Genomic DNA, 21,862 nt, shown 5'->3' on the forward strand with positions numbered 1-21,862 from the left:
AAAAGGAGAGTGCATTAATTATGAGAAAGCAGACCAAATTAGTTGCTGTATTATCTACAGCAGCACTGCTGGCATTAGGCGCTTCCATGTCCTCTTTCGCAGCTACTGGCTGGCAGGAAGAAAATGGTACATGGGTGTACTATGACAAGAACGGCGATTTAGAGACAGAGAAGTGGGAAAAATCAGGAGATAACTGGTTCTACTTAAACGAAGATGGCGAGATGGCTACCGATGTACTTGTTGAGTACAATGACAACTACTATTATGTAGATGAGAACGGTTCTATGGTAGGCAATAAGTGGGTTTCCATTGAGAACGATGATTATGATGGTGATGATGATAATGAGCCTGTAAATCATTGGTACTATTTTGGCTCTAATGGTAAAGCATATAAGAGCTCCAGCACCAGCAACAGCGCTTCTTTCAAGACCATTAATGGAAAGAAATACATCTTTGATGATGAAGCTAAGATGTTATATGGCTGGATTGATGCTGATGGCCAGAGATTAACTGATGACAACGCTTGGCGTGCTGATAACGGTGTTTATTATCACGGTGATGAAAATGATGGCGCACAGGCTACTGGTTGGGCATATATGCACATCAAAGATGATCAGTGGGAAAATACTGGCGATTTAGAGAAAGGTTTCTCCAGCGACAATACATTTGACGATGAAGAGCAGGATCGTTGGTTCTACTTCAAGAGCAATGGTAAGAAGATAGCTGATAAAAAAGGCGAGACTATCAACGGCAAAAAGTACAGCTTTGACGTAGATGGCCGTATGAATGCTGAGTGGGTTAACTGGGATTCTACACAGACAACTGCTACACAGGCAAGCGGAGACAAAACAGCTACTCAGACACAGGGTAATCCGGTATACAGCAGTGGATTTAGATATTATGGAAGTCCAGAAGATGGCGCCAGAGTAACTAAGGGTTGGTTCCAGGTTGTTCCAGGCTCCTACTTAAATGAAGGTGACTATGACGACGATTCTGAAAACTGGTACTATGCTGATAAAGATGGTAAGCTGATTACAGGACAAATGAAGACTATCAACAGCAAGAAGTATGCTTTTGATAACCAGGGAGCTATGATTGATGGTTATAGATTTGTTGAATTAGCTTCTGACAATAAAACTATTGTTACTCTTGCAAAGAAAGACGATTCAACTCATCCATATGACACAACAGATGGATTTAAGGCTAATGCTTCTTATTGGGAAGGTGAAGGCTACAAATTCTACTTCTTCGGTGATGATGGTGCTGTAAAGACTAACAAACAGAACATCACTATTGATGGTGATACTCATAGTTTCTTACTGAATAAGTCTGGTACCTTCAAGGGTGCAGGTAAGACAGCTCTTGATAACAAGAAGTATTATCAGTCTGGTATGCTGTTAGCGGCAGATAAAGATGATAAGTATGCTGTAGTTAAGGCTAATATTGGCACTGATGGAAAACTTACTGGTGCAACTGTTCTGACAACAGATGAATTCTTACGCTTAATGGACGTTGATAGTGTTGTAACTAATGATAAATATTCAGAGGAATACAATTTAACAGATGCAGCAAAAGATACTGCAACTGTTGAGTACAGATTAGTTAATACTGCTGGTACTGTTCAGAAGGGCAAGAACAAAGCTAAAGACGGCAATGACCGTTGCTACGAAGTTAATGGTAGTGGTAACATTGTAAAGGTTTTCGTTGAAAACTAATTTATTGCAATAATTTAAAGAAAGGACCGGAAGTTATTAAGAATTTCCGGTCTTTTTCTGACTCTTTGTCAATAGTTGGGGGGGGATTCTTCTGAATCCCGCTCCATTCTTGCATTGTGCACCCGGTGGGCGCACGTTCTGCGGTGCAAGTCCGTATTCCACCCGGTAGTGGGAAGGGTATAGCCAATACCAAGGGTGTCCATCGTGAGGTGGAACCTGAAGAAAGGCGGCGGCGAATCTCTGGTCTGACGAACAGAAATCTCATTAGGCTAAGTGCATGGATAAGGTTGCAATCCAAACTAAAGTCCTATAACTGCACGGAGATGTACTTAGTAGATGAGGCAGATAGATGGAGAGAAAGAACGTGTGAGTACTCGGGGAGGTCTCGTCAGCAGATAGAAACAGAGTATGAAGTCTGTAGTAACAACGAATGGCGAGAAGTCAGCCGAGGTCATAGTACCATGATGGTTGCAAACATTGTGGGAAGGACTGAACTTTAGGAGATGTGAGTAAATGAAAGTAACTAATGATGGATTAAAGGACAGACAACTTCATATTAAGGGCTATCTGCAAATGGTATCTGAGGAACAGAAAGAGTATGCAGAAGTGTCCGCCCATCAGAAGATTACTGAAAACAACGACATCATTACAGATTTTCAGATGAACAAACTGATGGAAAAGACTTTACAAGCAGGAAATCTAAATAATGCTTATAGGAAAGTAAAATCTAATAAAGGAGCAGGCGGTGTCGATGGGATGGAAGTGGCTGAACTTCTGCTATACCTCAAAGATAACGGGAAGCGACTGATCCAAAGGTTAAAGGCTGGGAAATACAAACCTAACCCAGTTCGCAGGGTAGAAATACCCAAAGAGACAAAAGGCGAGTACCGAAAACTGGGAGTACCAACAGTGGTTGACCGAGTGTTTCAGCAGGCGATTACCCAGGTGCTTACTCCGATCTATTAGAAAGAGTTTTGAGAGAATAGTTTTGGCTTTCGACCTAAAAGAAGTGCACATGATGCGCTGAAACAATGCCAATAGAATATCAATGACGGATATGAATACGTGGTAGACATGGATTTGGAAAAGTTCTTTGATACAGTGTGCCAAAGCAAACTGATAGAAGTATTATCACGAACCATCAAAGATGGAAAAGTGATATCACTTTTCTATAAATATCTAAATGCAGGAGTTACCAGCAAAGGAGTGTTTCAAAAGAGTGAAGTTGGTATGCCACAAGGCGGACCACTGAGGCCAATGCTAAGTAACATAATGCTGAATGAGCTGGATAAGGAGTTGACATGTAGAGAACACAGATTTGTCCGATATGCAGATGACTGCATGATTTTCTGTAAAAGCAAAAGGTGTGCAGAAAGAACCTTAGAAAACATAGTGCCATTTATCGAGGGTAAACTTTTTCTGAAAGTAAACTGAGAGAAAACATGTGTGAAACACATCAGTAGAGTCAAGTACCTTAGATATAGTTTTTACCGTTACAAGGGAAAATGCAGGCTACGAGTACACCCAAAGTCAGTAATAAAGATGAGGAAGAGAATCAGAGAACTGACAAATAGAAACAATGGATGGGGAAAAGAAAACCGTGCAAGGAAACTGACACAGTTTATAAGGGGCTGGGTAAACTATTTTAGTCTAGCGGACATGAAATCGCTGCTTAACAAAACGGACGAATGGTTACGACACAAAATCAGGGCAATCTATTGGAAACAATGAAAGAAAGTCAAGACAAGATACCGAAAGCTAAAGGCATTAGGTATGCCAGAAGAATATATAGCATGGCATGCTAGTATGTGACAAGGAGTATGGAACTGTAGTAACAATCGAATGGTAAAATATGCTAAAAACAACGCAAAACTTCATGAATGGGGATATCCCACATTCACAGAGTTTTATCTGAAAGATTGTGAAAACTAAGGAACCGCGGTGTACCGAACGGTACGCACGGTGGTGTGAGAGGTCAGCAGGTAAAATAATTATCTGCCTCCTACTCGATTAGAACGGCTTTGATAATTAATCCTGCTATATGCAGTTTTTTTTCATGCTGAATAAACTTTTGTATCATCGACCGTTTTTTCATGTGATATACAATGGAGTATCCGGATTAAGATTAGCTATCGGTTCCGTATGTAGCATTTTCTGAGAGATGCCGACATGGATCGCTGGAGCTGTTTGCGTACTTTCTCGATGACCCAGCTGGCTCTGTGTACGTCCGGCAGGAAGTCTAGGCTCCGTGCTTTATAGGATTCACAAAGATGTACAGATATTTCGCAGTAGAGGCATTGCCCTAAAATTCATCGATGGAGATAGCCTTAGTTAGCTTATCTGGCATTGCATAGTGGACTATGTCCAGGAGCTGCAGATGGTTAACATAAGGAGGGAAACCTACTTTAAAGAGAATGTTTGTCAGAGTAGTGAATTGGTATAAAAGGCCAGATATCTAGTTTTGCGATGATAATGATGCAAGAAAGAGTAGTGTTCCCTAAAAGGTAGACACGGGCTGTGCATAGATAACGACGTTTCTGATGGCGTTAATTTCCTGAGTTGGGTAATATGGACCTTTTTGGTTTTACAACCGGAACAAGAACAGGACAGCTCTAAAGGGTGTATTTCAATGAAGAACTTTAGGAAGGCATCCGCATGATTAACTCTTTTTACAAAGATATTTTCCAAGTCGAATAAGCCTAGCTATAATTAGGGCACATCCGTTAATATCGAACTTTAGTCGGGGATAATGTATTTGGGTGGCCTGTGGAGTATACGGGTTTTGAATCGTTTGAAGTATTAAAATTCCCTTGAAATTCTATTTTAATATTTAATCTGTTTTATTTTTAATAATGGCGAAGAACTAATTCTAGTATATGGTAAAGGGCTTTGATGTTGAGGAAGTTGCAGGATTAAAAACAAAGTGTTATACTAAGTACATTAAATGTGAAAGGGATTATTTATCATGATTGAATTACGTAAAAATGAAGAGAGAAGAGAATTTTTGTCTATAGTACTTGGAATATATGTGGTATTAATTGGTGTAGGACTTCCTATTGTTATTAAAGATCGTTACTTTGACATTCTTGTTGCTAAATACTATTATTACTGTATTTGTACGATTTTAATGGTGATATTAGTGCTGGGTTATTTTGCCATAGTAAGAGCAAAGCAGACAGTTTTGTCTTTTAAGGAGTTTTCTTTTAGCGTTTCTTTGAAAAAGTTTACTGTTGCAGATTATGCTGTCATAATATTCTTAATAGTTGCAATATTATCCACTTTAACTTCGGACTATCTTTTTGAATCTTTCTGGGGCAATGAAGGAAGATTTTCAGGGTTATTTTTGATAATTTGGTATGTTGCTAGTTATTTTTGTGTAAGTAGATTTTGGAAATTTAAGAATTGGTATATTGACATCATGTTAGTTGCTGGAATGCTTGTATGCTTGTTTGGAATTACTGATTACTTTAAATTAGATATTTTTCATTTTAAGGCTGTTATGATTCCGGATCAGTGGCTTATTTTTACTTCAACAATAGGTAATATAAATACCTATACGGCGTATGTTGGTATTGTTGCGGCCATTGCAACAGTCTTGTTTGCAACAGATAAAAAGATTAAGAGCATGTTTTGGCACTATTTATGTATGGTGATTGCCTTTTTTGCTATTATTATGGGAGTTAGTGACAATGCATATCTCTCATTAGGAGCATTATTTGGTTTTTTACCATTGTACTTGTTTGGAAGCAAGAGCGGGATTCGGAAATATGTTATTGTATTGGCGACATTTTTTTCTGTTGTTCAATTTATTAACTTGATTAACTTTTATTTTAAGGATATGGTAATAGGAATAGATAGTATATTTATCATACTAGCTAATTCTGGCATATTGTTGATTTTTACCTTTTTCCTTTGGGGATTGATTTTCTTTTGGTATTTATGGGATTATGTTAAAAAAAACCCGAATAGAGAATATGGAAATTTATTTAGATATATCTGGTTAATCTTGCTTTTATCAGTATTAATTATAATTTTATATGTAATGTATGATTGTAATATTCAGGGAAACATTGGTAAATACGGGAATATTGGCAATTACCTTGTATTTGACGATGATTGGGGAACCAATAGAGGTTATATTTGGAGAAATGCTATTGAGCGTTTTTCAAAGTTCAACATATGGCAAAAAATGGTTGGTTTCGGCCCAGAAACATTTGGGATTTTATTAATGTACCAAACAAAAGGTAATCCTTATAATTTGATTTTTGATAGTGCTCATAACGAATATTTACATTTTTTACTTACTATTGGTATAGTAGGTTTGGTCTCGTATTTGGTATTTATATTTGCATGTATAAAAAAATGTTTTAATTTTAAAAAGAAAAATTCATATATTATAGCAATCGCTTTTGGGCTAATTTGTTATAGCATTCAAGCCTTTGTAAATCTTAATCTTCCAATAGTTACACCGATTTATTGGCTTTTATTAGGAATGGGTAGTTCCAAGTTTAATAATAATTAAGTAAAAATTTAATATAAAATCATTAAGTAGTAAAAATTTGATAAAAAGGAAAAATATTCATAAAATCTTAAAAACTAACAGCTCTTTTTATTTTGTAGAACATTGTAATTAAGGTGAATACTATGGTATACTAGTAACGCTTTGAGGAGGTAGAAATACAAAATGATAAGTAAAGGTGCATTTATATGAAAGATAAACGAAAATATAAAAGACTTGTTAAAGTGTTTTTTACTTTTGGAATTACATCAATGCTGATTGTACTGTATGGCTGGACTTGGATAGATCATTATAATCGAATTATTGAGTTTCCGTTTTTTCGACGTGGAAATTGGATGATGATTTTCCTTTATGGGATTCTTCTTATTCTTTTTATGAGTACATATGGTGGATTTAAAGTTGGATATTTAAAAAAAGGAAATTTAATATATTCTCAAATTTTAGCAGTAATTTTCACTAATATTTTTACGTACTTACAAATTGCAGTTTTAGATAAGCATTTTTTAAATCCTTTACAGTTAATCAGAATGACAGCGTGGGATTTTTTAGTTATTGTAGGTTGGACTTTCATCTATCAAGGGATTTATGGAAAGCTATTTCCGCCAAGAAAGATGCTTCTAATTACTGGTAATAGGTCTGATTATCATCTTATGGAAAAAATTAATTCTAGGGAAGATAAGTATGAGATATGTAGAGTAATAAATATTGAGCAGGGAATTGCTTTCTTGCAACAGGAGATATGTAAATATGATGGTATAATAGTAGGAGATATTTCATCTCATGAACGAAATTTGATATTAAAGTATTGTTTTGCAAATTCTGTCCGTACCTACAGTGTTCCAAAGATATCAGACATTTTATTAAAAAGCTCTGTTGAGTTGAATTTGTTTGACTCTCCACTATTACTTTCCAGAAATGAAGGATTTACTATTGAGCAACTATTTATGAAACGGTTAATCGATATAATAGGAGCTTTAATAGGAATAGTGATAACAAGTCCTCTTTTTATTATCATAGGTTTTAGCATTAAACTTTCAGATAAAGGTCCTGTCTTTTTTAAACAATCTAGACTGACTAGAGAAGACAAAATATTTAGTATATATAAGTTTCGTACCATGATTCAGGAGGCTGAAAAGAATGGGGTGGCACGTTTGGCTTCAAAGGGGGATTCTAGAATCTTACCTATTGGACATTTCCTGAGGAGAACAAGATTGGATGAGCTTCCACAGCTTTTTAATATATTAATGGGTCATATGTCCTTTGTAGGTCCTAGACCAGAGAGACCAGAAATTGTAAAAGAAATTCTTATAGATATGCCAGAATTTTCCTACCGGACGAAGGTCAAGGCAGGTCTTACTGGCTATGCGCAAATTTTTGGAAAGTATAATACAACTGCATATGATAAACTAAAACTAGATTTAACATATATTCGTAATTATTCATTACTTTTAGATCTAAAGCTGATTATTATGACACCTAAAATTATGTTTATGAAAGAAAGTGCGGAAGGTGTGGAAGCAGATGATTATACCTGTTAACATAAGTAACGGGCTTGTTGATAGGTACTATTTTTCAAAAGAACAGTCCTGAAAACCTGACTATTTGGTCTTGCGTTACCATTAAAAGTGTATTTGGCTACAGATCCAGTAGCGAATAGTGATTGGGTTTAAAAGGATTTATTTATTAATGGTAAAATATGACGATTGGAAAATAATACCTTGTAAAGTTATAATATTTAATAATAAAGTAAATAGCAAGGTCAATATTTGGATAATGAAGGAGTAGTATTTTGAAAAAATTAATAGGCATAATTAGTTATTTGTTACTTAGCTTGGGAATCTTCCAATTAGTTAAAGATAGTACATTGTTTATAACATTAAATGAGAACCTAACATGGAATTTTTTGAGGTATATGGTTTTATCTTGCATGTTGGCTTTTGTCATAATGTTTCTACTTATTTTATATGTTAAACGAAAAAGTTTCTACCCGTTTTTAAGCAAGCTATATCGATTTCGATCATTACTTTTTCAATTAGTAAAAAGAGACTTTAAATCAAAATATAAGCGTTCTGTTTTAGGGGTATTGTGGTCAGTTCTTAATCCATTATTAACTATGTGTGTTATGACAATTGTTTTTTCTTCAATATTTCGTTTTGATGTTCAAAATTATCCAGTTTATTTGTTAAGTGGACAATTAATTTTCACTTTATTTAGTGAAATAACAAATACTTGCATGTTTTCGGTTTTAGCATCGGCACCTCTTATGAAAAAAGTCAATACACCAAAATATATTTTTCCATTATCAAAAGCAATATCTGCACTTATAAATTTCTTTTTTTCAACAATTGCATTGTTAATAGTAATGTTTGCGACTGGAAGTCCAATTTACTCAACAATTTTGTTGGCACCCTTACCTGTTCTGTATATTTTTGTCTTTTCTCTAGGGATTGGTTTAATATTAGCGGCGGCCATAGTATATTTCAGGGATATGTCTTATTTATATGGAGTGCTGATAACTGCTGTTACGTATATAACCCCCCTTTTTTATCCTATAAGCATCATACCGGATCATTTTAAATGGTTGATATCAATAAATCCATTATATCATTTTGTGGAGTGTTTCAGAACAGTCGCGATATACGGAGGAGTGCCCAGTTTATGGCAGAATTTAGTTTGCATTTTACTAGCGCTTGTTTCTTTGATATCTGGTATAATTATTTTTTATAGGCAACAAGATAGATTTATCTTATACGTTTAGTGCATTAGGAGAAGAGTTCAATGAATGATAATTCGGTGATCAGATTGGATCATGTTACAATGAAGTATAATTTGAGTAAAGATAGAGTCGATAGCATCAAAGAGTATGTGATTAAACTTATGAAAAGACAATTATTTTATGATGAGTTTATAGCTGTTAAGGATGTTTCACTTGAAATTTCAAAGGGCGAGGTGTTTGGTTTGGTGGGACTTAATGGTGCTGGAAAATCAACCTTGTTAAAGCTTGTGGCAGGGGTAATTAAACCAACTACAGGAACTGTGTCTGCTAAAGGAACTATTGCGCCGCTTATTGAATTGGGAGCTGGCTTTGATACCGAACTTACAGCCAGAGAAAACGTCTTTATGAATGGTGCAGTGATGGGCTACTCGGTGAAGTATATGAAAGAACGATTTGAGCAAATCATTGATTTCGCTGAGTTATGGGAGTTTGTTGACGTTCCCATTAAAAATTTTTCATCAGGCATGCATGCGCGATTGGGGTTTTCGGTTGCTACTATAGTAAAACCTGAAATATTAATTGTTGATGAGATTTTGGGTGTAGGAGACTATAAGTTCCAACAAAAGTGTAACGATAGAATAAAAGAGCTCATGAGTGATGGTACTACTGTACTGATGGTTTCACATTCGTCAGATATAATTGAAGAATATTGTGATCGGGCAGCTTGGCTAGAAAAGGGAGAACTTAAAGATGTCGGCCCTGCAAGAGAAATTTGCGAAAGATATCTGTCAATGCAGTGATGATTATACTATAGAGGAAGTGAATAGTTGAAGAGAATTTTTGTAGCAGCATGGAGCTATCCGCCGAAGATGTCGGGGGAAAGTGTGGTTTGTAAGAGAACACTTGAAAACTCAAAGTTATACTATGATGTTTGCAGTTGTATGCAAAAGGTGCAGTGCGACGATACCAATAAGGTGAGAGTATTTCCTGTTAAAGGTCGATATATAAAATGGCCTTTTAACGTAGTTAAACAGTTTTTAAAGCTTGATAAAACGGAACATTATAATGTTGTAATGACAAGGGTTATGCCGCCGAATGGGCATTTTGCTGGGATTTTAATTAAGTTATTGAGGCCGCATGTAAAATGGGTGGTGTACTTTTCTGATCCGATTTGGAATTCACCTTTTATTAGCTTTTTCTCGCTTTTTAGAAAAAATCTTCAACAACAACCTAATTACCTTTTAATGAAGGTGTTTGGATGTGCTGCATGGTTAGGAACGAGATTTGGAGATCTACTTGTTTTTAATAATGACCGCTTAGCAAGATATGTTCTAGGAAAAAAATATAAACGTTTTCAAGATAAAATAGTGATTACGCCTTATGGGCATGAAGGGGTCAAGTTACAAGAATGTAACCCAAAACAACCAGGTGAAAAAGTAGTTATTGCCCATGTCGGTCAGATCTACGGTGCTCGTACGTTTACCAAAGTTGTTGAGGCTTTTGAGATATTAAAGCAAGGTTATCCAAATCAGTATAATAGCTTGGAGCTTATACAAGTTGGATTTATTTGTAGCTCTGAAAAAGATGCTATTGTCGGTTCGAAAGTTGCTAATAGCTTTCGCTTTGTAGATGAAGTTGATTATGAACAGAGTTTGGAGTACATGAGAACAGCAGATTTTGCTTTGATTCTTGATCCTTATTTTCCGGAAAAAAGCAAGAATATGTATGTACCTGTAAAAATTTACGACTATATGTCGGTAGGTGCAGAGATAATTGCAATAACTGATGATGACAGCGCTACATCTGATATTGCAAAGGAACTTGGGTGTGCTATAGCAGGACACGATACTAAAGAAATTGCAAACATGTTACTGAGTTGTGTATCAAATACTACTGGTAAACATATTGACAGTGATGAGCGTTTTCACTGCCGTAAAGGTGTGGAGATTTTGGATTCTTGGTTAGAGCGCTTATCAATTAATAATTAAATAGCAGATTAAAATAACGGGGGGTCACTAAATGAATTTAAGAGAGCGTAAACGACCCAAAGTATCAGTAATTGTTGCAGCTTACAATTGTGAATTGACAATAGAAAAGTGTTTATTCTCTATTATGAACCAAACTTTAAAGGAAGTTGAAATAATTGTAGTTGATGATTCTTCTACTGATGAAACAGCAAAAATTATAGGGCATTATGCAGAAAAGTATGATTATATATATTTCTATGAAAATAAAAAGAATATGGGGGCTGGATATACGAAGAATATTGCATTGGAAAAAGCCCGTGGAGAGTATATAGGGTTTGTAGACTCTGATGACTTTATAGACCCAGATTATTATAAGGATCTCTATGATGCAGGAATAAAATTTGGTGCGAATGTAATATGTACTAATATAGACTTAATTTATTCGGATAAAACAATAAGATCTCACATTGATGAAAATGAGGTTATGCATGATGGCATCGTCAACGAGACAAAAGTAATTAATGCCGATGTAGTTGTAAGCCACTGGTCTGGTGCATCTGCCTGTACAAAACTTATTCAGAAATCACTTATTTGTAAGTATCCCTTTTTCGAAGGAAGGTGTTGTGATGATATACCAGCGGTTATTCCTTCTTTGCTCAATGCAAATAAAATAGTTTACTACCCGTTTCAATATTACCATTATGTGCAGAGAGCTGGATCATTAGAACGCTCTGGTTTTAATTCACATAGATTGGATGTAGCAATTTCTGTACGATTGACTTGTGATAGAGTTCGCCAATTGCCATATGGAGACGTAGCATGTAGAATTTTATTTTCAACAAGTATTTTATACACATTTATCGAACTCCTGAAAATGGATAATATTGATTATATTAGCATGTTCTATCAACAGCTTAATTATCAAGATGACCTAAAAAATTATTTGGTCCCTGAAAAAAATGTCTTTTTAAAAAATAATTTAGATATGTGGGCACCAATAGGTGTTCGGCTATATTATGAGAAGGCAATGGAGTTGTTTTCGAAAGGTAGGTTAGAAGAGTTGAAACAACATATAAGTAAGTGGAAAAATTTACCTGAGAGATTTTGCCCCAAAGTATCTATAGTTATCCCTGTATATAATGGCGCAAATTATATGCGAGATGCCATTGGTAGCGCGCTTGCTCAGACTTACCCTAATATTGAAGTTATTGTAGTTAATGATGGCTCGACAGATAGTGGAGAAACTGATAGAATAGCGCGCTCTTACGGAGATCGAATAAGATATATTAATAAGTCAAATGGAGGGGTAGCTACTGCTCTAAATGCAGGTATTGAGAACATGACTGGTGATTACTTTGCTTGGCTTAGTCATGACGATATGTATACGTATGATAAGATAGAAAGAGAAATAGAATTTTTATTTAGGCAACCAAATAAGACTGTTTTTGTTGCTGGGGGTTATACAGTAGTCGATGCAAATGGTAAGACATTATATGATGTTAATCTTCATAAAATGTATACGAATGATCAAATTAAGAAACCTCTATTTGCAGTTATGAGGGGAGGTATTAATGGTTGTGCAGTTTTAATTCATAAAAGTCATTTTATGAGAGTGGGAATGTTTAATCCCAATTTGCCAACCACACAAGACTATGATTTGTGGTTTCGTATTTTACGTGGACAGACAATTGCATATTACGAAGGTTGCTATGTAAAATCAAGAAGTCACGACGAGCAGGATAGTAAAAAGTTGATTACTTCACATATAGCGGAGTGTGACAATCTTTGGATTAGTATGATAGAGAATTTATCTGAAGATGAAAAGTGCCAGATAAGTGATACCGTGCTTGATTTTTATATAGAAACAAAAGATTTTATAGTTAGAAATACGGGGTATGTAAACGTTGCAAATTATTTGTGGCGCTGCATCATTAGAGAATTTATTAAGGAAGTGAGAAACGATTATTTACATATTAAAAGATTGGCAAAAGAAATAAATATATCTAATCACATATTAATGCAAAAAGCTATAAAGAGCACTATTGCAACAATAAAAACGAAGCCACGTATTGCATTTTTGTTACCATTTCCTAATGAGCTTGGAGGTCTTAATAGAATTGTATTACAAATGGCCAGCTTATTAACTGAAAAGTATGAAATACTGTTGGTTGTAGATGACCATTATGATGAAAGTGGATATCCTCTCTGCAAAGATGTTATACAAGTTAAAGCTCCGAAAATTACTGATAATGCAGAAATTTTGCCTAAACTTCTGGCAATACTTGATGTTGATATCTGCATTAATAGTTACAATTGTGCACCGTCGTCTTTGAATCTATACAAGCCACTTCGCAGTATGGGGATTAAAACAATTGCGTGGTCTCATGAATTTTACTTTTTGCCATACTGGAATACCGATTTGTATAAATGTCTATCCATGAAAAATAACGCACTCTCCTGTGCAAATGCGGTTATTTGGTTAAATAGTACTAGTGCTAGTTTTTATAGTCAACTTCATGACAATGCTTTGATTATGCCTAATATGATAACAATGGAGAGTTTTGAGCGTGCTAGACAACACCAAAAGAAAAATATAATTGCCGTTGGTAGATTTGATGATCAACGTAAAGGATTAAAAGAATTATTACAGGTATTCAAAAAGATTTCAATGAAAAATGAAGCTGTAGAATTATATGTTGTAGGTCCGTATGATTTGGAGTTGAATGTACCTGGTGATGAAGGTATGACCTATGAAATGCTGATTAGAAGATTGAATTTACCTCTTTCCAGAATTCATTTTACAGGTTGGATTAAGGACGTAGAACAATACTATGAGAAGGCCTGCCTGCATCTGATGACTTCCCTTTATGAGGGATTTGGACTTGCTATAACTGAATCAGCGTCTTACGGAATACCATCAGTGATCTTTGAAGGTTCTGGGTTGGATGATATCATTAACGATGGAGTTGATGGCTATATTATTCCCCAAGGCAACCTTGATGAAATGTCAGAAAAGATTATTGATCTATTGGAAGATAATGAAAAATTAAATCAAATGAGCTTAGCAGCTAGTAATATTATCCATAAGTACAGCAAAGATAAAATTGTAAGCCGCTGGGAAAATCTTATTGAACTTGTTCTTCAATATAGTATGGATCAGCAAGCTGATTTAAACATTGCTTTACGAGAAAATTTTATGTTTAAGTCCAAAAATCAGCAGGCTTTGTTTAAGCAGGCAATAAAGGAATATGAAAATTGCATCCGAAATCTGTTGGCTTCACGTGTAGAAGTTACGAATGGAACAGGTGATTTGGTATATTATCCATTATACGATGGCGCATATCAGCAGGAATGTATTGACATGATGAATAGTTTCTCATGGAAAATTACGAAACCTCTTCGTTTAATTCGGAAAACGCAGTTATCATTGAAAAAAAGTGGTTTAAAAGAGACTTTAAAAAAAGTAAAAAGAAAACTTTTTGTATTATAAGGAAAGGATAGTATTTATGGATGATAGATATAAATATGCGGATCCAAAGGTAGAAGATAGAAATGCTAGAATCTTGGAAATTGGACCTCTTAACCGACCAATATTTACCAAAGATCAATATCCGAATTGTTTTTACTGTGACATAAGAACGACGGAAGCAATTAAAGCTTTGTATTCTGGCAATGCATACTTAGAGACAACAGGTATTTCTATCGCCATAGATACTATAGTCGATATTGATTTTGTTTTAAGAAAAAACTACTCAAATACTTTTGAAAACATAGAAAAGTTTGACTTTGTAATAATGTCACATGTTATAGAACATGTCGATGATATTTTATATTTTTTCGATGATATTCTATCTGCTCTTAAACCTGGTGGATCATTAATTATTGTTTACCCAGATAAACGGTATTGTTTTGATCACTACAGGCAAGAAGCTTCTTTTCGTGATGCCTTTGAAGTGAGTCAAGAAGGTTATAAGGCAAACGGGAGAATGGTATTTGACTTTTTGTTCAATGCGATTCAAGAGAATTCTGAGCCATTTTTTTGGCAGGCATATCAAATGGAGAACCATATGCCAGTTAATTCTTTTGAAGCCGCTAAAGCTGCTTATAACCGTATAATGGACGGATTGCATGAGGATGATGTCCATTATTGGCCATTTAGTGATATTGGCTTTTTGAAATTTCTATATGATTGTACTCGTGCTGGTTTGCTGAAATTTACTTGCACTGATTTTGTACCAACTGCAGAGAATACGCAACAATTTTTTGTGACGTTGCGATATGATGAAACAGTACCGGAAAATATTGAAAGAGAACTTGTAAATTTAAGAAGCATGGTAGCAAAAGCACCGATTGATTACCGAAATTCCGGACAGTTGCGTATAGAAGAACAATACAATTTTTTGATAAAAGAACGAGAAGCGTTACAGTCGCAGGCTAAGGCAGCAATTAGTCAGAACGAGGAATTACTGAGGCAGGTTGAGGAACTTCAGACATCGATTGAAGCGAAAAATCAGCAATATATTGAGTCGCAGTCGCAGATTTTGACTGTTGAAGAGTATTCTCGCCAATTAGAGTCAGACTTGGGTATGCAACGTAAGAGGGCTGAGACGAATGCAAAGATTGTTGATGAACTAAAGGCCCAGATTGCAATGATATTAACGAGCAGTAGTTGGAAAATCACTGCTCCAGCAAGACGTTTGGTTGATATAATAAGAAAAAGATAAACAAAAGTAGGTGTAAAGTAATGCGATATGAGCGGAAAGTTGCATTTTTACTCCCTTCTATGACAATGGGTGGCGTTTCGAAAATGTTGCTTGATATTTTGCGTGATTTAAAAGACTCTACTTGTAAAGTGGAAATTCTTTTATTAAATAGGGAAGGCGAAATGCTTGATCAGTTACCTGAATGGGTAACTGTAAAGAAGGTAGCCGGAATTAAGGATTTGGAAGGTCTTCGTAAAAATATTTCCAACTTCTTAAATAGACTGGGCTTAAAACCTCTTTTCCATGTATTGAAGGGAATTTATCATAGACATGGGCATTTGCTGGTAAGTAAAAGATACACCTTAGTAAATGATAGCTATGATGTAGTTGTTGCCTTTCAAGATGGAATGGCAACGTGGTATGCTGCAAAAAACATTGCAGGAATATGTAAACTTGCGGTAATACATACTGATTTTGAAAAGGCCCAGTATGATGCTTCCGTTGAAATGAAAATCTATGGTAGATTTGATAGTATTTATTGCACTTCTCAATCTGCTAGAGAAAGTTTTTTGCGGTGTTTGCCAGAGTTTGCAGAACGTACCCAGGTATTATTGCCTCATATAGACTGTGCAGATATTTGCCGAAAGGCAGCTATATTCAATGGTGTTGAACTTTCCGCAAATGGTGTTAACATTGTTACAGTTGCCAGACTCAGTCATGAAAAGGGCATTGAAAAAGCATTAAGTGTATTGGGGAAGTTGGTGGTAGCTGGATATGATGTGCACTGGTATTTTATTGGTGACGGTGTGGATCGTGATAGGCTAGAGGCACTTGCTATTAAATTAGGATGCAAAGATAATGCTGTATTTACAGGTAAATTAGATAATCCTTACAGAACTATGGCGGCCGCAGATATTTATGTGCAGCCATCAAAATATGAAAGCTATTGCATTGCACTTGCAGAAGCCAGAGCTTTGGGTTGTGCTATAGTTACTACGGACTTCCCAAGCGCACATGAGCAACTGGACCATGGAGGGGGGATAATATCGGGAACGACTGAGCAAAGCTTATTTGATGGTATAAAGATATTGATAGATGACCCTGAAGAGAGAAAGAAGATCGCTTTGCAGAATAGAGAGTTATTTTGTGAGGATATATATATAAACAATCGCTTGGTACAGGATATTAAAGACTTATTAAAAGGAGAGAAACTATGATGACCAAAGAACCAGATGACATTTTCAAAGGAAAAACGCTATTTATATCAGGCGGAACCGGTAGTTTTGGTAATGCTGTTTTGGAAAGATTTTTATCAACAGATATCGGTGAAATTAGGATTTTTTCTCGTGACGAGAAAAAACAGGATGATATGAGAAAATTGTATAAAAATGACAAGATTAAATTCCATATTGGTGATGTCAGAGATATTTCTAGTGTTAAAAATGCAATGTATGGCGTTGATTATATATTTCATGCGGCAGCACTAAAGCAGGTTCCTTCTTGTGAATTCTTTCCGCTGGAGGCTGTGAAAACCAACGTGCTGGGAACTGACAATGTACTAACTTCGGCAATTGATTTGGGAGTTAAGCGTATAATTTGCCTTTCTACTGATAAGGCTGCTTACCCTATTAATGCAATGGGGATTTCCAAAGCTATGATGGAAAAGGTTATTACCGCGAAAGCAAGAACTGTACCTTCTGATAAAACTACAATAGCCTGTACTCGTTACGGCAATGTAATGTGCTCTAGAGGTAGTGTTATCCCGCTGTTTATCGATCAGATAAAGGCTGGAAAACCACTGACAATTACCGATCCAAATATGACACGTTTTCTGATGAGTCTGGATGAAGCAGTGGAATTAGTGGTTTATGCTTTTCAAAATGCTAATCCTGGTGATTTGTTTATTCAGAAGGCACCGGCTTGTACAATTGCCGATTTGGCTGAAGCAGTGATTGAATTATTTGATCCAAGTGCAGAGATTAGAAATATTGGAACCAGACATGGTGAGAAGCTTTACGAAACACTTATGACAGCAGAGGAAAAAATAAAGAGTATCAATGAAGGCGGATATTTCCGTGTGCCGGTTGATAAGAGAGATCTTAATTATGAAAAGTACTTTGAAGTAGGTAATACCGAGATTGAATCAATTGAGCCATATACCTCCCACAACACAACAAGGCTGAATATTGAACAAGTAAAAGAGAAATTGTTAACCCTAAGTTATGTAAGAGATGAATTGGAGGCATGGAAAAATAGATGAAAATATTGGTTTTAGGTGCAACTGGTATGGCTGGACATATGATTTCACTATATTTTAAAGAGTGTGGCCATCATGTTGTTTCATTTTCCACTACACCATTTGCACATTGTGAAAATATTGTCGGTAATGCTTTTGATACAGAATTGTTAAAAAAGGTAATTTCTGAAGGGAAATTCGATGGTATTATTAATTGCATAGGCATACTTAACAAAAGTGCAGAGGATAATAAAGCGTTGGCTGTATACCTCAATAGCTATTTACCTCATCAGTTAGTTGACTTAACTAAGGAAACAAAAACTAAGGTGTTACACATGAGTACAGACTGTGTCTTTTCAGGAAGGACAGGCAACTATACAGAAGAAAGCTTTAGAGACGGTGAAACTTTCTATGACCGATCAAAAGCGCTAGGTGAAATTTCGGACAGCAAGAATCTTACTTTTAGAAATTCTATTGTTGGGCCAGATATGTATGATCATGGGATTGGCTTATTTAATTGGTTTATGAAACAAGGTGGTACAATTAATGGTTATACTGGTGCTATGTGGACTGGTGTTACAACCTTGACATTGGCGAAAGCTATGGAGCAGGCATTGCAGGAGAACTTATCAGGGCTTTATAACTTAGTAAACAATTCATCTATTTCTAAATATGATTTGTTGGGATTGTTTAATAAATATTTTAGAAATAATGAACTAAAAATTTTACCTAGTGACAAACTTCAGGTAAATAAACAGCTTGTTAGAACAAGAGGAGATTTTTCGTTTGTTGTACCAAGTTACGAGCAGATGATATCGGAAATGTACGACTGGGTAATGGCTCATATAGAGTTGTACCCCCATTATTATAGGTAGGTGTATTTATGAGTAATGTAGCTAAGCTAAAATTGATGACCATTGTCGGGACACGCCCCGAAATCATTAAAATGTCAGAAATTATTAAAACGAGTGACAAATATTTTAATCATATATTAGTACATACTGGTCAGAACTATGATTATACGCTTAATGAAGTGTTTTTTAATGATCTGGGGCTGCGCGCTCCGGACTACTATTTGGGAGTTGTAGGCGAGGATCTTGGAGAAACCATGGCGAATGTAATTTCCAAATCGTATAAATTGATGCAGGAAATAAAACCAGACGCACTTATCGTCTTAGGAGATACCAACTCTTGCTTATCTGTAATTTCTGCAAAAAGACTTAAAATTCCGATTTTTCATATGGAAGCAGGTAACAGATGTTTTGATGAAAACCTTCCAGAGGAAATAAATAGAAGAATTGTTGATGTAACAAGTGACGTTAATCTATGTTATACTGAGCATGCACGCAGATATATATCAAATGCTGGTGTCAAAAAAGAGTATACATATGTTGTTGGTTCTCCAATGGCAGAGGTCTTAGCGAAATATAGTGATCAAATTGAGAACAGCAATGCATTAGAACAGTTGGGATTAACAAAAGGAAACTATGTTTTACTATCTGCGCACCGAGAGGAAAACATTGATAACGAAGCTAATTTTATGCAGCTAATGAGTGCAGTTAATTCTATAGCAGAGAAGTATAATATGCCAGTAATATATAGCACTCATCCACGTAGTGCAAAATTTATTGAAAAAAGAAATTTTAAGTTCCATTCTAATGTGAGAACTTTAAAACCATTTGGATTTTTTGATTACAATAATCTGCAAAAAAATGCTTTTTGTGTGGTTTCGGATAGTGGTACTGTACCGGAGGAGGCGTCTTTCTATAAATTTCCTGCAATTTCGATTAGAACCAGTACTGAGAGACCAGAGGCTTTAGACAAAGGAAACTTTGTGATTGGAAGTATTACTGCAGAACAGGTTCTACAAGCGGTAGAACTTGCCACTGCAATGCAGAAAAACAATGAATTAGGGACTGATGTGCCGGACTATATAGACCAGAACGTTTCGACTAAAGTTGTAAAGATCATTCAAAGCTATACTGGAATCATAAATAGAATGATTTGGCGGAAAGAGTAACAATGATATTTGCATTTGCGCACTCTTTTTTAAAGGGATGAGGCTGAAGATGAAAAAAGCGTTATTAGTTACTACTGTAAGCGGATTTGTGCCGCAGTTTGAGATGAATAATGTCAGACTGCTACAGCAGATGGGATATGAGATACATTATGCTTCAAATTACCATATACCGTCTTATGGAAAGGATAATAGTCGCCTGGATGGTACCGGAATTGTAAGACATCAGATTGATTTTGTGCGGAGTCCTTATAGTTTGAAAAATTGGAAGGCATATAAGCAATTAAAAAGTTTAATGGAAAAAGAGCACTTCCAATTGGTGCACTGCCACACCCCTATGGGAGGGGTGGTGGCAAGGTTGGCCGCTCATGCTACAGGGACTGTACCAGTGTTTTATACGGCTCATGGGTTTCATTTTTATAAAGGTGCACCATTAGTTAATTGGTTGTTTTATTATCCGGTAGAAAAGTGGTTGTCACGCTATACGGATCAGCTGGTGTGTATTAATGAAGAGGACTATAAACGAGCCAGTAAGTTTCATGCCCGTTATGTGGATTATATTCCTGGAGTTGGAATTGATTTGAAGAAAATTAGGTACGTATCCGAGACGGATATTGACAAGAAAAAGGCGGAGTTGGGAATTCCTACGGATAAAAAGATTGTTTTGTCAGCGGGGGAATTAATTAAGCGGAAAAATCATGAAAGCGTGATACGAGCAATCACACGAATTCAAGATGAATCTCTGTTGTATGTAGTCTGTGGCCAAGGGGAGCTGGCTAAGCACCTAGCAGATGTGGTTAAAAAAATGATGCTGGAAGATCGTGTGTTTTTTGCAGGGTACCGCTCAGACATTTTTGAAATTTATCAGATCGCTGATTTGTATGTATTCCCTTCTTTTCAGGAGGGGTTACCTATGGCACTACTTGAAGCTATGGCTAATGGACTGCCGGTTGTATGTTCTGATATACGGGGAAGCAGGGACTTGATGGATGAGAACACTCAGGATGATATGAAAACTAGATGGAGAAATTGTGATGGCGGCATAATGGTAGATAAGGCAGATGATATTGAGGCATATGCAGAAGCAATTGAATATTTTTTAAAAGATCCAGACGAATTGAAAGCTTGTGGAAAACGGAATGCATTGAAGGCAGAAAAATTTTCAAGAGAATGCGTTGAAGGTCATATGAGGAATATCTATAAGAGATATGAACTCCCAAATTATCTATAAAGTAGACTTATTTTGTAAACAATACTGATTGATAATTGTAATAGACTATTTTGTTTCTATGAATTATAATGTTATTCAATATTGTGAAGTTATTAATCGCATAGCAATTGACCAGGGCATACTGTTAAAATCTATAATACAGAAAGATTAATCATATTTAATGAGGTAAAAGTTTGTTAATAATAATAGATACTCTATTTATGAGTTATTTAATATACGGATATGCTAAACCTAAAACAACCTGTTCTTATCGGGATATGAAATTATATTTTGTTATCTCCATAATAATGGCGCTGGGTCTACTAGAGATATTTATTAAAATTTTAAATTTTTCGGAAGTAACTAGTTTCTTATGGTGTGTGTATATGCCAGTTTCGTTAAGTTTATTTTATTTAATATTAAATACCATGTGTAAACGAGGAAAAAGAGCCTTAAATATAATACTTTGAATAAAATATCTATTTTGTATATTATTTTTAATAACATGTCTTGATGCATACTATTATGGTTATATTTGCGTAATAAGTCAAGATATAGCTTTGGGAGATTTTACATCGTTAATACTTGGTAACTTCAATATTTTAACTGTTTTATTTGGCTTAATGATAGGTGGCTTTTTTTGGTTATTTGGTGAAAAACTGATATAAAATATGTTGATAGTTATGCAAGGACAGAACGGTTATTTCAAGGTTCTGTCCTTGTCTGTAGTGTGCCCAGCGGGCGCACGTTCTAATGGGTGAAAGTCCCTAGTCCACCCT

General features: G+C 35.6%; 16 protein-coding genes. All 16 read left to right on the forward strand.

Features of this window, described 5'->3' with window-relative positions; translation table 11 throughout:
• Positions 1-20 precede the first annotated feature (20 nt).
• The 16 genes from RT269_RS25225 (at position 21) to RT269_RS25290 (ending at position 21,104) form a co-directional block, all read left to right on the forward strand.
• A complete protein-coding gene (locus RT269_RS25225) occupies positions 21-1,715 on the forward strand; it encodes a cell wall-binding protein (RefSeq protein WP_313186819.1) in 1,695 nt (564 codons plus the stop codon).
• 513 nt (positions 1,716-2,228) lie between these two features.
• Positions 2,229-2,681: a hypothetical protein gene (locus RT269_RS30160; RefSeq protein ID WP_331664228.1), complete on the forward strand. Its 453-nt coding sequence runs from the start codon at positions 2,229-2,231 to the stop codon at positions 2,679-2,681.
• Between the two features lie 78 nt (positions 2,682-2,759).
• Positions 2,760-3,149 (forward strand): reverse transcriptase domain-containing protein, encoded by a 390-nt coding sequence (locus RT269_RS30165; RefSeq protein ID WP_331664230.1) that lies wholly within the window; start codon positions 2,760-2,762, stop codon positions 3,147-3,149.
• A gap of 108 nt (positions 3,150-3,257) precedes the next feature.
• The gene (locus RT269_RS30270; RefSeq protein WP_334308559.1) at positions 3,258-3,446 is read left to right on the forward strand and encodes a group II intron maturase-specific domain-containing protein; all 189 of its coding nucleotides are present in this window, start codon (positions 3,258-3,260) and stop codon (positions 3,444-3,446) included.
• A 1,234-nt stretch (positions 3,447-4,680) separates the two neighbouring features.
• Entirely contained in the window at positions 4,681-6,237 is a 1,557-nt protein-coding gene (locus RT269_RS25235; protein ID WP_313186800.1) for an O-antigen ligase family protein, read from the forward strand.
• Between the two features lie 185 nt (positions 6,238-6,422).
• Positions 6,423-7,772, forward strand: coding sequence for an exopolysaccharide biosynthesis polyprenyl glycosylphosphotransferase (locus tag RT269_RS25240; protein ID WP_313186802.1), 1,350 nt, complete (start codon positions 6,423-6,425; stop codon positions 7,770-7,772).
• A 251-nt stretch (positions 7,773-8,023) separates the two neighbouring features.
• Positions 8,024-8,992: an ABC transporter permease gene (locus RT269_RS25245; protein WP_313186804.1), complete on the forward strand. Its 969-nt coding sequence runs from the start codon at positions 8,024-8,026 to the stop codon at positions 8,990-8,992.
• 20 nt (positions 8,993-9,012) lie between these two features.
• Positions 9,013-9,750 (forward strand): ABC transporter ATP-binding protein, encoded by a 738-nt coding sequence (locus RT269_RS25250; protein WP_313186806.1) that lies wholly within the window; start codon positions 9,013-9,015, stop codon positions 9,748-9,750.
• A 27-nt stretch (positions 9,751-9,777) separates the two neighbouring features.
• Positions 9,778-10,938, forward strand: coding sequence for a hypothetical protein (locus RT269_RS25255; protein WP_313186807.1), 1,161 nt, complete (start codon positions 9,778-9,780; stop codon positions 10,936-10,938).
• Positions 10,939-10,969: 31 nt separating this feature from the next.
• Positions 10,970-14,407 (forward strand): glycosyltransferase, encoded by a 3,438-nt coding sequence (locus RT269_RS25260; protein ID WP_313186809.1) that lies wholly within the window; start codon positions 10,970-10,972, stop codon positions 14,405-14,407.
• A gap of 16 nt (positions 14,408-14,423) precedes the next feature.
• Positions 14,424-15,641 (forward strand): methyltransferase domain-containing protein, encoded by a 1,218-nt coding sequence (locus RT269_RS25265; protein WP_313186810.1) that lies wholly within the window; start codon positions 14,424-14,426, stop codon positions 15,639-15,641.
• A gap of 83 nt (positions 15,642-15,724) precedes the next feature.
• Positions 15,725-16,837 carry a glycosyltransferase gene (locus RT269_RS25270; RefSeq protein WP_313186812.1) on the forward strand — a complete coding sequence of 371 codons (1,113 nt, stop codon included), beginning with the start codon at positions 15,725-15,727 and terminating at the stop codon, positions 16,835-16,837.
• Positions 16,834-17,880, forward strand: a complete 1,047-nt coding sequence (locus RT269_RS25275; RefSeq protein ID WP_331664229.1) for a polysaccharide biosynthesis protein — start codon at positions 16,834-16,836, stop codon at positions 17,878-17,880. The genes RT269_RS25270 and RT269_RS25275 overlap by 4 nt, the downstream gene beginning before the upstream one ends.
• The gene (locus RT269_RS25280; protein ID WP_313186814.1) at positions 17,877-18,731 is read left to right on the forward strand and encodes a sugar nucleotide-binding protein; all 855 of its coding nucleotides are present in this window, start codon (positions 17,877-17,879) and stop codon (positions 18,729-18,731) included. The genes RT269_RS25275 and RT269_RS25280 overlap by 4 nt, the downstream gene beginning before the upstream one ends.
• Positions 18,732-18,739: 8 nt before the next feature.
• Entirely contained in the window at positions 18,740-19,876 is a 1,137-nt protein-coding gene (gene wecB, locus RT269_RS25285; protein WP_313186816.1) for a non-hydrolyzing UDP-N-acetylglucosamine 2-epimerase, read from the forward strand.
• 49 nt (positions 19,877-19,925) lie between these two features.
• Entirely contained in the window at positions 19,926-21,104 is a 1,179-nt protein-coding gene (locus tag RT269_RS25290) for a glycosyltransferase family 4 protein (RefSeq protein WP_313186818.1), read from the forward strand.
• Positions 21,105-21,862 lie beyond the last annotated feature (758 nt).

Origin of the sequence: Lacrimispora sp., assembly GCF_032078915.1 — a bacterium.
GTDB lineage: Bacteria > Bacillota > Clostridia > Lachnospirales > Lachnospiraceae > Lacrimispora.

Excerpts from the sequence above, each read along its gene's own strand:
- RT269_RS25235 (WP_313186800.1), top strand. The coding sequence starts at position 4,681 with ATGATTGAATTACGTAAAAATGAAGAGAGAAGAGAATTTTTGTCTATA.
- RT269_RS25225 (WP_313186819.1), top strand. The coding sequence starts at position 21 with ATGAGAAAGCAGACCAAATTAGTTGCTGTATTATCTACAGCAGCACTG.
- RT269_RS30270 (WP_334308559.1), top strand. The coding sequence starts at position 3,258 with ATGAGGAAGAGAATCAGAGAACTGACAAATAGAAACAATGGATGGGGA.
- RT269_RS25260 (WP_313186809.1), top strand. The coding sequence starts at position 10,970 with ATGAATTTAAGAGAGCGTAAACGACCCAAAGTATCAGTAATTGTTGCA.
- wecB (WP_313186816.1), top strand. The coding sequence starts at position 18,740 with ATGAGTAATGTAGCTAAGCTAAAATTGATGACCATTGTCGGGACACGC.
- RT269_RS25275 (WP_331664229.1), top strand. The coding sequence starts at position 16,834 with ATGATGACCAAAGAACCAGATGACATTTTCAAAGGAAAAACGCTATTT.
- RT269_RS25265 (WP_313186810.1), top strand. The coding sequence starts at position 14,424 with ATGGATGATAGATATAAATATGCGGATCCAAAGGTAGAAGATAGAAAT.
- RT269_RS25240 (WP_313186802.1), top strand. The coding sequence starts at position 6,423 with ATGAAAGATAAACGAAAATATAAAAGACTTGTTAAAGTGTTTTTTACT.
- RT269_RS30160 (WP_331664228.1), top strand. The coding sequence starts at position 2,229 with ATGAAAGTAACTAATGATGGATTAAAGGACAGACAACTTCATATTAAG.
- RT269_RS25290 (WP_313186818.1), top strand. The coding sequence starts at position 19,926 with ATGAAAAAAGCGTTATTAGTTACTACTGTAAGCGGATTTGTGCCGCAG.
- RT269_RS25250 (WP_313186806.1), top strand. The coding sequence starts at position 9,013 with ATGAATGATAATTCGGTGATCAGATTGGATCATGTTACAATGAAGTAT.
- RT269_RS25270 (WP_313186812.1), top strand. The coding sequence starts at position 15,725 with ATGTTGCTTGATATTTTGCGTGATTTAAAAGACTCTACTTGTAAAGTG.
- RT269_RS25280 (WP_313186814.1), top strand. The coding sequence starts at position 17,877 with ATGAAAATATTGGTTTTAGGTGCAACTGGTATGGCTGGACATATGATT.